This is a genomic window from Sorangium sp. So ce834 (assembly GCF_051521425.1).
Classification (GTDB): Bacteria; Myxococcota_A; Polyangia; order Polyangiales; family Polyangiaceae; genus Sorangium; species Sorangium cellulosum_D.
Genome location: NZ_CP150351.1, coordinates 1,412,508 through 1,425,312 on the forward strand (window position 1 = coordinate 1,412,508; position 12,805 = coordinate 1,425,312).

General features: G+C 71.2%; 10 protein-coding genes. 6 read left to right on the forward strand and 4 right to left on the reverse strand.

Annotated features, from left to right (window positions below):
• Window positions 1–55: 55 nt before the first annotated feature.
• From WMF20_RS05220 to WMF20_RS05230, 3 genes are all read left to right on the forward strand, one after another.
• Window positions 56–295, forward strand: coding sequence for a hypothetical protein (locus WMF20_RS05220; RefSeq protein ID WP_437611207.1), 240 nt, complete (start codon window positions 56–58; stop codon window positions 293–295).
• A 325-nt stretch (window positions 296–620) separates the two neighbouring features.
• Window positions 621–1,328 (forward strand): FadR/GntR family transcriptional regulator, encoded by a 708-nt coding sequence (locus WMF20_RS05225; RefSeq protein ID WP_437611208.1) that lies wholly within the window; start codon window positions 621–623, stop codon window positions 1,326–1,328.
• On the forward strand, window positions 1,325–2,728 hold the full coding sequence (locus tag WMF20_RS05230; RefSeq protein ID WP_437611209.1) for an FAD-binding oxidoreductase: 1,404 nt from the start codon (window positions 1,325–1,327) through the stop codon (window positions 2,726–2,728). The genes WMF20_RS05225 and WMF20_RS05230 overlap by 4 nt, the downstream gene beginning before the upstream one ends.
• Window positions 2,729–2,805: 77 nt before the next feature.
• Here the strand turns inward: WMF20_RS05230 and WMF20_RS05235 are convergent, their stop codons facing one another.
• On the reverse strand, window positions 2,806–3,711 hold the full coding sequence (locus tag WMF20_RS05235; RefSeq protein ID WP_437611210.1) for a hypothetical protein: 906 nt from the start codon (window positions 3,709–3,711) through the stop codon (window positions 2,806–2,808).
• 113 nt (window positions 3,712–3,824) lie between these two features.
• Here WMF20_RS05235 and WMF20_RS05240 point away from each other — a divergent pair, with 113 nt between their 5' ends.
• Both WMF20_RS05240 and WMF20_RS05245 read left to right on the forward strand, forming a co-directional pair.
• Window positions 3,825–4,742, forward strand: coding sequence for a LysR family transcriptional regulator (locus WMF20_RS05240; RefSeq protein ID WP_437611211.1), 918 nt, complete (start codon window positions 3,825–3,827; stop codon window positions 4,740–4,742).
• A gap of 97 nt (window positions 4,743–4,839) precedes the next feature.
• Window positions 4,840–5,262 (forward strand): DoxX family protein, encoded by a 423-nt coding sequence (locus tag WMF20_RS05245; protein WP_129573271.1) that lies wholly within the window; start codon window positions 4,840–4,842, stop codon window positions 5,260–5,262.
• Window positions 5,263–5,305: 43 nt separating this feature from the next.
• Here the strand turns inward: WMF20_RS05245 and WMF20_RS05250 are convergent, their stop codons facing one another.
• The 3 genes from WMF20_RS05250 to WMF20_RS05260 form a co-directional block, all read right to left on the reverse strand.
• Window positions 5,306–5,938 carry a hypothetical protein gene (locus tag WMF20_RS05250; protein WP_437611212.1) on the reverse strand — a complete coding sequence of 211 codons (633 nt, stop codon included), beginning with the start codon at window positions 5,936–5,938 and terminating at the stop codon, window positions 5,306–5,308.
• 220 nt (window positions 5,939–6,158) lie between these two features.
• Window positions 6,159–7,427: a PAS domain S-box protein gene (locus WMF20_RS05255; protein ID WP_437611213.1), complete on the reverse strand. Its 1,269-nt coding sequence runs from the start codon at window positions 7,425–7,427 to the stop codon at window positions 6,159–6,161.
• Window positions 7,428–7,701: 274 nt separating this feature from the next.
• Window positions 7,702–10,125 carry an alpha-glucuronidase family glycosyl hydrolase gene (locus tag WMF20_RS05260; protein ID WP_437611214.1) on the reverse strand — a complete coding sequence of 808 codons (2,424 nt, stop codon included), beginning with the start codon at window positions 10,123–10,125 and terminating at the stop codon, window positions 7,702–7,704.
• An 885-nt stretch (window positions 10,126–11,010) separates the two neighbouring features.
• On the opposite strand from WMF20_RS05260, the gene WMF20_RS05265 reads away from it, so the two are divergent.
• Window positions 11,011–12,693 (forward strand): glucuronyl esterase domain-containing protein, encoded by a 1,683-nt coding sequence (locus tag WMF20_RS05265; RefSeq protein ID WP_437611215.1) that lies wholly within the window; start codon window positions 11,011–11,013, stop codon window positions 12,691–12,693.
• The last annotated feature ends 112 nt before the right edge of the window (window positions 12,694–12,805 follow it).

The window sequence follows — 12,805 nt, forward strand, 5'->3', positions numbered from 1 at the left end:
TGTCGTTGGTGCCCTGGCGATGGGGTGCAACGTCTGTGAGGATCTGGACGCACGGATGTGCGAAGACCTCGGGGCGGAGGATTGCGCCCTCTGGCGAGAGAAAGGGCTGAACTTCGTCGCCCAGGCGAAGTCGAGGCCCCGCCGAATGATGAAGGACACGCTGTTCGGGGCCGACGCGCAGACGTGCCAGTCAGCGGGGAGCGACGCGGCGTATTCGCAGATCCTCCAGGCGACGAAGACGTCGATGGCCGCCTACCGTAAGGCGCAGGAGGCCGCAGGGGCAGCGGCGAAGTAGGCGTGCGCCGACCCGCGAACGCGCCTCCGCGGAGCTGCCCGTTCGTCGAGCGGCTCGCATCGGAAGCGCCGGACAGCAGGTGCAGGCGCGCCGGTACACCCTGGCAGGGCAGATCGGCCGGGGTGCGTCGGCAGCGGCTCCGGACGCGGTACGCCGCGCGTCCGCAGGTCGGGCAGAGAGCTTCAGGACCCGGTGAGCAGCGCCAGGAAGACGGAGGCCCCCGGGCGCCATCTTCCTGGCGCTGCTCGAGCTGGCCGGCAGGGATTCCAGATTCGCCTTGACTGCGCCGATTGCCGAAAGTACGTTGGTCTGACCAAAGGACAACATGACCAGCGTGCCACGCTTCCGGACCGTGTCCCGTTCGGCGATTTACGTCGACGTCGCCGACCAAATCCGCGACGCGATCCTCAATCGCTCGCTCTCGTCAGGCGAGCGCCTGCCGCCCGAGCGCGAGCTCGCTCAGCAGTTCGGGGTCAGCCGCGCGACGGTCCGCGAGGCGCTCCGCCATCTCCAGGCGCAGGGGCTCCTCGCGTCGCGCGGGCGGACCTCGCCGATGCAGGCCGCGAGCCCTGACGCGGCGGTCGACCGCTTCTGTGAGGCGCTCACCCACGTGGTCCAGCTCCGGAGTGTGTCGCTCCCGGACCTCATCGAGCTTCGCGTCGCGCTGGAGACCGCCGCGATGACCCGCTCGGCGGCCGCGCCTGTCGCCGCTCACCTCGATGAGGCGCGCGCCGCGATCGAGGAGATGGAGCGGGAGGATATCTCGCCCACCGATTTCTACGACGTCGATATCGCGTTCCACGCCGCGCTGGTCGCGGCCTCTGGCAACCAGGCGCTCTCCCTCGTGATGGTCGCGGTCAAGGACAGCATCCGGCTCCACCTCGAAGAGGCGCTGCGGGCGCGCTCGTTCGCGGCGATCCGCCCGCGGGTGGCCGAGGAGCACCGGGCGCTCTTGCGCGCGATCGAGCGCGGTAACGCGAAGTCGGCCGCGACGCTCCTCAGGGCGCACCTCTCGGAGTTCTACGGCACATGAGCCCGCTCGACGAGCTTGCCCTCATGCTGCGCGATGGCCTCGTCACGGATCGGGACGTCATCGAGGGGTATCGCCACGATAAGGCCCTCTGGGCGCCGGGCGGCTGGCCGCTCGCCGTGGCGCGGCCGTCCTCGACCGCCGACGTGCAGGCGCTGGCGCGGTGGGCGACCAAGCACCGTATCGCCCTGGTGCCGCGCGGCGCCGGGACCGGGGTAGCGGGCGGGGCGACCGCCATCGACGGCTGCGTGGTGGTGAGCTTCGAGCGCATGAACCGGATCCTCGCGATCGACGAGGCGGCCATGGTCGCCGTCGTCCAGCCGGGGGTGCTCAACGGCGAGCTCAAGGCCGCGGCGCATGAACGGGAGCTGTGGTATCCGCCCGACCCGTCGAGCTACGCGATCTCGACGATCGGCGGCAATGTCGCCACCAACGCCGGCGGCCTGTGCTGCGTGAAATACGGTGTCACGTCCGACTACGTGCTCGGCCTCGAGGCGGTCCTCGCGGACGGGACGGCGCTGCGCACCGGCGGCCGGAGCCGCAAGGACGTCGCCGGCTATGATCTGACGCGCCTCCTGGTCGGCTCCGAGGGCACCCTCGCGCTGATCACCGAGATCACGCTGCGCCTGCGGCGGCGGCGCCCGCCGGCGACCACGCTCGTCGCGACGTTCGGGTCGCTGGAGGCCTCGGGGCGGGCGGTCGCGGCGATCGTCCGGTCGGTGGATGCGTCGATGCTCGAGATCATGGACCGCACGGCCATCCGCGCCGTCGAGCGCTTCCGCCCGCTCGACCTCGACACCGAGGCCGCCGCGATGCTGATCGCGCAGAGCGACGCCCCCGGGTCCGCCGAGCTCTCCTGCATGCAGGCGGCCTGCGAGGCCGCCGGCGGGACGGTGATCGCCACCACCGAGGACGAGGGCGAGGGGCAGATGTTGCTCACCGCGCGCCGCCTCGCGCTCACGGCGCTCGAGCAGCTCGGCACGGTGCTCGTCGACGACGTCGCCGTGCCGCTGCCGCAGCTGCCGGAGATGTTCCGTCGAATCGAGGCGATCGTCGCCGCAAACCAGACCACCGTCGCGACGGTGGCGCACGCGGGCGACGGCAACCTTCACCCGCTGGTCGTGTTCGATCGAAACGACGCCGCGGCCGAGGCGCGCGCGGTCGCGGCCTTCAACGAGGTGATGACGCAGGCGCTCGATCTGGGCGGCACGATCACCGGCGAGCACGGCGTCGGCACCCTCAAGCGCGGCCTCCTCACACGCCAGCTCGGCGCGGCGTCGCTCGCGCTGCACCACCGCATCAAAGATGCCTTCGACCCGGACGGCATCCTCAACCCCGGAAAGGTGATCGCGCCGGTCACCTGTGGCGTGGGAGGCGTGGGGTCGGCGGACGCCGAGAGATGACGTGGCGCGATGTCTGCGCTGCGCGGCGCCGCCGCGATCACGGTGTTTCTGGCGGGATTTCTGACGCGCGGGGCTAACTAGCGCAGGCGCAGCTGCACCCCGAGCATCCCCGTGAAACCGCCGCTCGGCAGCGTCGCCTTGGGCTTCGGGTGCACGCGGAGGTCGGTCTGATGGATCCGCACGAAGGCCTCGGCGCTGCCGAGGAGGGCCACGCTGCCCTCGGCGGGCCACGCGAGGTCGATCGCCGTGCGCGTCCCGAAGGTCCACCCGCGCCCTGTCTCCTCCGGCTTCTTCGGATCGCCCGGGGAGGCGATCACCCACTCGGCCGCGGCCAGGATCCTCGCGCGCACGAGCACGTCGAGCGGCGCGACGGGCGCGGCGATGCCGCCGCCGACCCCCAGCCCGACCCACTGGACGGACAGCCCCGGGGCCGGCTCGCGCAGGGTCGTGGCATAGGACGCCGACAGCGTCCCGAAGAAGCCCGAGCGCCGGTCGAGCGCCGTGGCCATGACCCAGCCGCCGGCGCTGGCGGGGCCGCCCTCGAGCCCGCTGCCGGCGAGCCCGCCGGCGCCGATGAACCAGCCCAGCGGGCGCGGCGGCGGCGCCTCCGCGGCCTGCTCGGCGTCGGCCGGGGCGGCGTCGACCGGGGCGCCGGCGCGCTCCGACGAAAGGGCCGCGACCAGGAGCCCCGCGGTGCGGTAGCGGTCGGGCAGCGGATCCTCCTCGCGGAACTCGATCTCGCGCGACGACAGCGTGCCTCCGGCGGCGCCGACCGAGGCGACGTCGACCCGCAGGCGGCGGTGGTCCGGCCCCTCCAGCCACACGACGGCGAGCGCCCGGACCGGGGTGCCGGTGCGCTTCGGATCGCCGAGCGCGCACCCGCCGCCCCCGGCGGCGCGGGAGCACGCCTCGATGAGGAGCGCCGGCAGCTCGCCGTGCACGGCAGGGCCCGACGCGATGTCGACGACGATCGGGGCCGCCACAGAATTCTACCCAGGGCCGACGCTACCGAGGGGGAGGGACGAAGGCAAGCGGGAGCCGGCAGGACCCTCGCGGCCGCGGACCTCGTTCTCCCTTGCGAACAATCCGCCCCGCCGTGCACCGTGGGCGCATGCTCGACCCGCTCTTCGACGATCTGCCCGCCATGCTGTGCTTCGCCCGCGTCGTGGAGCGCCGCTCCTTCACCGCCGCGGCGGCCGAGCTCGGGGTGTCGAAGTCGATGGTGAGCACCCGGGTCGCGCGCCTGGAGGAGCGCCTCGGCGAGCGGCTGCTCGTGCGCACCACGCGCAAGCTCACCGTCACGGACGCCGGCATGAACCTCTACGCCCGCTGCGCGCGCGTGCTCGAGGAGGCCGCGGCGGCGGTGCGCGGCGCGTCCGACGCCGACCGCGGCCGCATCCGGCTCAACGCGCCGGTCACCTTCGCGCAGATGTACCTGGCGGAGCCGCTCGCGCGGTTCCTGCGGGCGAGCCCGGGGGCGCACGTCGAGCTCGCGCTGAACGACCGGCTCGTCGACCTGGTGGAGGAGCGCGTGGACCTCGCCATCCGGATCACGAAGCTCAAGGACTCGAGCCTCGTCGCGCAGAAGCTCGCCACGACCGCGCTGCACGTGGTCGGCGCGCCCGGCTACCTCGAGCGGCGCGGGCTGCCCGAGCAGCCGGGGGATCTCCTGCGCCACGACTGCCTGCGCTACGTCCACCTGCGCGTCGAGGACGAGTGGCGCTTCTACGGCGCCTCGGGGCGCATCTCCGTGCCCGTCTCGGGCCCGCTCACGGCGAGCAACGGGACGGCGCTCCGCGAGGCGGCCGTGTCCGGGATCGGCCTCGCGGTGCTGCCGCGCTTCATGGTCGACGAGGATCTCCGGGCCGGGCGCCTGGTCACGCTGCTCGACGCCTTCGCGCCGCGGCCCATGGGCATCTACGCCGTGCACGCCGCCGGCCGGCGCCCGCCCGCGCGGGTGCGCCGGCTCATCGATCACCTGGCCGCGGCGTTCCGCGGGGTCTCGTGGGCGTAGCGGCGGATCGTTCTCCCCGGAGAACAATTCGTTCCGGGGCGCGCTCTACCGCCGCGCCGCGCCGGGGCTTACTCCTCGGGGCATGGAGGCATCCACCATGAACCGACTCGACACGATCCTCTCCGCCCCCCGCTCGGCCGACGTGGCCGCGCTCCTGCTGCGCCTCGGGCTCGGCGCCGTGTTCCTGGCGCACGCGCTCGCCAAGCCGCTCGTGTTCACGCTGCCGGGCACCGTGGCGTTCTTCGCGGCGAGCGGCTTCCCGGGCTGGACGGCGTACCCGGTGTTCCTCGCCGAGCTGCTCGGCGGCGCCGCGCTCCTGGCCGGGCTCCGGACGCGCCTCGTCGCGCTGGCGCTCCTGCCCGTAATGGCCGGCGCGCTGCTCGTGCACCTCCCGAACGGCTGGATGTTCTCCGGCCAGGGGGGCGGCTGGGAGTACGTCGCCTTCCTGATGATCGGGCTCGGCGCGCAGGCGCTGCTCGGCGACGGCGCGTTCGCCGTCAGCCGGCTGCAGCGCGGCTGACCCCGCCCGCGGCGGAGCGCCGCCGCCGGCGGCGCTCTCGCGATCACTGCGCGGCGGGCGGAGGAAGCTTGATGTCCGCGACGTTGCAGGACGTGCAGAAGGGGCCCTCGCCGTTGGGCTGCAATTCACCGTAGAGGATGCTGCGCTCGAAGCTCACGAGCTCGCGTTGCGTGTCGGCGTCGATGACGCTGATCGAATAGACGTCCCCGTCCTCGAGCTCCTTGCCGAAGTCCGGCGAGAAACCGATCGAGAGCTCCCACTGCGCGTTGGTCGGGTCGTCATCGAAGAGCGAGAAGCTGAACCGCCCGCCGTCGATGGCGGCGGTCGCGGCGTTGGTCGGGCCCGGCGAGCTCCGCGAATCGCCCGGATCCGAGCCGAGCGTCGCTTCCCCGCAGCTCCCGTTCCTGCAGGCCCGGACCTCGATGTGCGCCGCCGCGTTCGAGGCGAGCCCGATAGGCCCCGAGATGTGGGCGCCGTCCGAGCAAGCGACGTCCGTGCCGTTGCACAACGGACATCCGGCGACGAGCGCAGCGAGCGCGAGCAGGGCCATCCCGGCGGCGGCCGCGCGCAGCGCCGCCCGGCCGCGACGCCCGCCTGCCGCGCGGGCGCCCCCACGCCGCGAGGAGGACGGCTCGATGGTCTGGATGGCTGCGGCCGAGGTGCCGGTTCCCTTCATGATACCCTCGTTGACGCTGGCGAACGCGCCGTGGGCTGGCCGGACCTCCGGTGTGGGGTCGCGCCATCCAGGCTGGGTGATAAGCAGGTGTGTCGAGGATCTCACTCACGCACGGGGCCAGCAAGCGAGATCCACGCCCGCGGGGCGCCGCGGGGCGGTCCAGCACGGTTCCGGCGGCCGCGCAGCGCGCTTGCGCGGAGCTCCGGGCGGGCGCGCCGCGTCAGCCCGCGCCGCCGCCCTGGCACCGGGAGAGCGCGTAGCGCAGGGCGTTCTGGAGCAGGCCGAAGGTCATGAACGCCCCCTCGGCGCCGCCGATCTCGGTCATGGTCCGGGCGATCGCGGGCGAGATCCCCGAGACGAGGCACCTGCTGCCGAGCAGGCTCGCCGCGCGCACCACGGCGAGCAGGTGGGACACGGTCGCGGCGTCCACGGCGCTCACGCCGGTCAGGTCGAGGACGGCATAACGCGCCTGCGTGCGCACGATCTCGGGGAGGAGGCGCTCCATGATCTGCGCCGCCCGCGCGGTATCCACGCTCCCGATGACCGGCAGCACGAGGACCCCCTCCCACGCCTGGATGATGGGCGTGGACATGTCGAGCATCGTCTCCTGCTGCTGCCGCAAGAGCGCCTCGGCGCGCTCGCGCTCGGCGTTCTCCTCCGCGAGCAACAGGTTCTTCGCCCCGAGCTCTTCGGCGTAGGCCTCCCGGCGCTGGAGCGCCTCCCTGAGCTCGCCCTCCAGCCGCTTGAACGGCGTGATGTCCCTGGCCGTGACCGCGACGTCGTCGTCGCTCAGCGGGACGACCTGGTAGTGCAGCCAGAAGCTCCCGCCGTCGGGCGTGGGGAACTCAATCGCCTCGAGCACCCGCTCGCCGGTCCGGAGGGCGCGCTCCAGCAGCGCCACGACCCCCACCTGGCGGGTCTCCGGCGTGATCTCGTCGACGGACCGGCCGATGACGGCCTCGCGCGGCCTCGCGAACATCTCGAGCAGCTTGGCGTTGGCCTCGGTGAACTCGAAGTCCCCGTCCGCCCCGCGCTCGCCCGGCGCGCGCCGGAGCACGCAGAAGACGTCCAGGCTGCCGTCGATCGCCGCCCGGAACCGGGCCTCGGCGGCGATCAACGCCTCCTCCGCGCGCCTCCGGTCCGTGATGTCGCGCGCGACGAAATAGACGACCTGCGCCTCCTGGTTGGCCGATGAGTTCCACTCGATCCATCGGTACGAGCCGTCGCGGCACCGGTAACGGTTCGTGAACGTGACGCTGCCGGTGCCGGCGAACGCCTGCGCCGACTCCGCGAGGGTGCGCTCTCGATCGTCCGGATGGACGAAGTCGAGGAAGGGCCTGGAGAGGAGCTCTTCGCGCGAGTGGCCGAGCGTGCGCTCCCAGGCCTGGCCGATGCGCTTGAAGTGCCCGTCGAAGCCGGCGATGCCCACCAGATCGACAGACAGCTCGAAGAACCGGCCGAGCTCGTCCAGCTGCCATGATTGCGTCATGTGCCGTCTAGCCGTATCAGCTTCGGCGCTGAGCGTCGACTCGATCGACAGCGCGCTCGACAGGGGGCCAGGCCACATGGCCCCAGCGCGCGTGATCCCGCGGCGTCGCCGGGTCGACGGGGAGGACACCGGGGTACCTGGTCGTCCCCGGTGAGCCGATGCGCGTGATGAGGGGCGTGAGCGGGCTCGACAGCGCGCCGCGCGGCCCGGTGCTACCGAAGATCCGGTGTCGATCCGCAGGCCGCTCGGGCGACGCCGATGCGACCGGACGAGCTCATGGGAGGATGGCGGGCGACGGGTCCCCCGTGTAGACCTGCGAGCAGCGGGGCTTCTTTGCGTCGGTGGGGCAGCGGAGCCCCTGGTAGAAGCTCAGCGAGTTCGCCGGCGGGGCATAGCCGCTCGGGACCTCAAGCCTCCCGACCTGGGCGAAGTAGGAGAGGCACGCGTCGCGCCACCAGCGCGCCTCGTAGTGCTGGATCTGCAGGAACTCGGCCACGTCCTTGAAGCGCTTTGCGTCGATGCGGCCCTCGACCGACTTCCATGCATCTCGCAGGAGCCCCACCCCGTCCACGCCGAGGCTGTAGCGATGGACGAGCTCCTCCCAGACCGTGCGCCCGGAGCTCAGCTTGTCCTTCCAGCCGACTTTGTGGAAGAAGAGCAGAAAATCCTCAGGCACCGTCTCCCGGCTTCCGAACTGCTGCCCCACGGGCGCGAAGTACTGGGCGACCGCGTTGCTGCCCGAGGGAGATCGGTTGAAGCCGATGCCGTTCGCGTCCGCCTTGTGGTAGTAGACCGGGTTCCACTCGGCGCGGCCCAGGTTGTTCACCCACGGGGCTGGCCCGTAGTGGTGGTCGCTGCCCATGATGTGGACCAGGCCGAGCGGCGTCATGTAGTCGACGAGCGTCTGGTGGGAGCTCATCATCATCTGAACGACCGGCTCGACGACGACGGGGTCGTTCGAGAGCGTCTGGCGGACCCACTCTTCGGCGATGGCCTCGGCGGAGAGGTCTGGATTCCACGCCATCCGCCCGAACACGTACCAGTTCGCCTGGTTCATGTGGGACCCGGTCCAGTTCGCGTCGTCGCCGACGTTGGAGACGCCCGCGATCGCGGTGGTCGCATAGTCGTGGAGGGAGCCGTCGATGACCCGCGCCACGGTCGAGCCGTCGCCGTTCGCGTGGGTGTCCGCCCTGAGGACCTCCTCGTAGAGCGGGCCGAGATAGGCGAGGTGCGTGTCTTCGCCGAGGTACTCCTTCGTGACCTGGAGCTCGAGGACCAGCGGCGTCTTCGGCATGGCCCCGAACAGCGGATGGAACGGCTCCCGAGGCTGGAAGTCGAGGGGACCGTTCTTCGCTTGCACGAGGACGTTCTCCTTGAACTTGCCGTCCAGGGGCTTGAACTCTTCGTACGCCTGCTTGATGCGGTCCGGGGGGCTCGTGTCCGAGTAGACGAAGGCGCGCCACATCACGATGCCCTTGTGGGGCGCGAGGGCGTCGGCGAGCATGTTGGCGCCGTCGGCGTGCGTGCGGTTGTAGTCCTGCGGCCCCGGCTGACCCTCGGAGTTCGCCTTCACGAGGAAGCCGCCGAAGTCGGGGATCTGCCGGTAGATCTCGTCGACCTTGTTCGCCCACCATTGCTTGACGTTGGCGTTGGTCGGGTCGGCCGTGCTCAGGTTGCCGATCTCGACCGGAGCGCTGAAGCGGGCCGTGAGGTAGACCTTGATGCCATAAGGGCGGAAGACGTCGGCGAGCGCCTTGACCTTCGTGAGGTACGACGGCGTGAGGACCTGCGCGTTGGCGTTCACGTTGGTGAGCACGGTCCCGTTGATGCCGAGGGAGGCGTTGGCCCTCGCGTAGTCCTTGTAACGGGGGGAGAGCGTGCCCGGCAGCGCGCTCCAGTCCCAGATGGAGCGGCCCGCGTAGCCGCGCTCCACGCTGCGATCGAGGTTGTCCCAGTGGTTCAAGATGCGATGCTCGATCTTGGGAGAGCCCTTGAGCGACAGCCCGGCGAGGGCGCTGTGGCTCTGGAGGTGCCGGAGGAGGGCGAAGGCGCCATAGAGCACGCCGACCTCCGTGTTGCCCGCCACGGCGATCACCGATTGGCCTCCCACGTCCGCGGTCTCGACGAGGTAGCCCTCGGGGCCCAGGTCGCCGAGGCGCGCCGCGAGCGGGAGGCCCTTGATGATGTCGGCGGCCGCGGTCCCGATCACCACGGCGCCCGGGCCGTCGACGGCCGCGCCGGTCTCGACGGTCCCGCCGGTCAGGCCGCTCAGGCCCTTGACGAGCTCGGCCTCGGCGATGTCGAGGCTCGCGCCGCTCCCCGATTTGACGACGCGCTTGAGGGCAGCCTGGTACTCCGCGAGGCGCCTCGGAATCGGGACCTTCGGGTACCGGAGCCAGAGGTCGGCTCCGGTCTCGTCCGGCAGGGAGTCCGGCTTGGGGTACTCCTCGTCGGAGCCCAGCATTCCGCCCTCGCCTCCGGCGCCGTCGCCCCCGGCGCCGGTCGTGGCGCCGCCGCCCGAGCCGCCGCTCGTGCCGGTCGCCCCGGGCCCGGTGGCCTCGGTGGAGCCTCCCGCCGAGCTGGACCCGCCGCTGCCGGTGGTCCCGTTCGGCCCGTCGGCGCCGCTCGAGGAACAGGCGCTTGCGAGCGCGACGCCCAGGAGCCCGACGAGGAGGAGCGGGGCTCTCCGGATCGCCATCGAAGGGGGCCGCTTGGCAGGCGTTGGGCCTGAGCGACTTGAAATCTCGTTTTCTGAAGGGGGCGTCATCTGCATCAGCCTTTCGCGTGGAAGGTGGGCCAGGGAGAAGCAAGACCAAAGCGGTTTGCCGGCGTCAAGGGTGAATCGCGACGCTCATCTCGGGCTGACACGGGCTGACACGGGAGGAGATGCTGCTGGCTCGGGCGCCTCCCAGGGCCGATTATCGAGATGTCATCGCTTTCCCAGGAGAGTGAACGAGCCCCATAAGGTTCTATGCCCGGGAGAGCGCGCGCAACGTGGCTGTACGTTGCACCGACAAACCGCCGGCGGAAACAAAAGAGCCTTGACTTATGGGCCGATTTTGTATTCAATGGTCCAATCCCCCTTGGCGGCCCGGACCACGATCGACCGGGCGCTGCCGTCGATCACCGGACGCTCAAGGGTCGACTCCGCGTGAGGCTGCTTCCAGGATGACTTGCTCCCTGGGGCCGTGCGTCCGAGCGCTCTTGCTTCGCCGGATGCCCAGCGCCATCACGCGACGTGTCCACATGTGAGTATTCCCCGACGAACGTCTTGTGATGCCAGGCACGTGGTCGGCACAGGCACCGCGTGTGCAACGTGATCAAAAGCACGCTGGCCGGGAATTCGAACTTACAACCCATGGAGCGGGGAGCTCGCAGGCGTCTCGATGGTTCACAGATCCATCTTGAGCAGAAGCCTGCGGCTCAGCCGGTCCGATCATGGAGAACCTTAATGCGAATCGCTCGCTTGCTTGGCTACATGTCCGCTTCGTTGGCTTGCAGTGTGCTGGGGTGCGCCGTCGAGCCTCTCGAGGGCGAGGATCTCGGTGAGCTGGACTCGGCCGTGGACAGCTCGGACCGTTCGATGGCGGCGACTCTCGCCGTCACGTCGGACTGGGGGAGCGGCTACTGCGCGAACGTGACGGTGAAGAACAACACCCGCGACCCGGCGACCACCGGCTGGAGCGTGGTGGTCGGGCTCAACGGCTCGACGACGAACAACGTGTGGAACGCGAAGCCCTCGGGATCGAGCGGACAGATCACCGCCACGAACGCGGACCATAACGGTGCGGTGGCCAAGGGTAGCTCGACGGAGTTCGGGTTCTGCGCGAACGGCAGCGGGCGGCCTTCGGTCGTCTCGGTCACCGGCAGCGGCGGCACGACCGGCGGTACGAGCGCGTCCTCCTCGTCCAGCAGCAGCTCGAGCTCGTCCTCGAGCTCGTCCTCGAGCTCGTCGTCGACCGCCGGCGTGGGTGGCGGTGGCGGCGCGGGCGGCGGCGGCGGGGCCGGCGGCAGCGGCGGCGCGGGCGGCAGCGGCGGCGCGGGCGGCTCCGGCGGGACGGGCGGCTCCGGCGGCAGCGGCGGGTCCGGCGGTGGCGGCGGTGGGTCGGGCGCTGTCGAAGACAGCGGCGCGAGCTGCCCCAGGCCGTCGTTGCCGGCCTCGTCGGCGCTGCCGGCGTTCGAGACCCATCAGGATCCGTTCCTGAACGTGAGCGGCTCGCGCATCACGAAGAAGTCGGAGTGGGCGTGCCGGCGCGCGGAGATCAAGGCGCAGGTCGAAGAGTATGAGTCCGGACCGAAGCCCGCGATCTCCAAGGACAAAGTCACGGGATCGTTCTCGGGGAACAGGCTGACGGTCGGCGTCAACGAGGCAGGGAAGAGCATCTCCTTCTCCATCGACATCAGCCGGCCTTCCGGGGCGCCTGCGGGGCCCATCCCGCTCGTCATCGGCGTCGGCGGCAACAACCTGGACACGAGCGTGTTCACCCGGAACGGCGTCGCGACGGCCAACTTCGACAACAACGGGATGGGCGCCCAGTCCGGGGGCGGCTCGCGCGGGACGGGGAAGTTCTACGACCTTTACGGCAGGAGCCACGCGGCCAGCTCGATGATCGCGTGGGCCTGGGGCATCAGCCGGGTCATCGATGCGCTGGAGAAGACCCCGGGCGCCAACATCGACACGAAGCGCATCGCCGTGACCGGCTGCTCGCGCAACGGCAAGGGAGCGCTCATGGCGGGCGCGTTCGACGAGCGCATCGTGCTGACGATCCCGCAGGAGTCGGGCGCCGGAGGCTCGGCGAGCTGGCGCGTCTCGCAGGCCGGGGCCAACGCCGGGGAGAACGTGCAGACCCTGTCCAACGCGGCCAACGAGCAGCCGTGGTTCCGCGCGAACTTCGGCTCGAGCTTCGGCAGCCGGGTGAACAACCTCCCGTTCGATCATCACATGGTCATGGGCCTCGTCGCTCCACGCGCGCTGCTCGTCATCGACAACCAGGTCGACTGGCTCGGCATCGACAGCACCTTCACCGCGGGGTCCATCGCCCACGCGATCTGGGAGGGGCTCGGCGTGCCCGACAAGATGGGCTACTGGCAGACCAGCTATCATACCCACTGCGCGTTCCCCTCGTCGCAGCGGGCGGTCCTCGAGGCGTACGTGAAGAAGTTCCTCGTCGGCGGCGGCACCGACAGCACCAACGTGCTGCGGGCCGACGGGGCGAGGGCCGACCTGGCCCGCTGGATGCGGTGGACGGCGCCGCGCCTCGAGTAACCGATCCCGGCCGCGCGGCGCCTGGCCGCCACCCACCGCCTCTTGCAACCGCATCGGGCGCCCGCGGGCGCCCGAGCGCGCCCGAGCGCGAGCGCCGCGGCCGCCGTCTCGA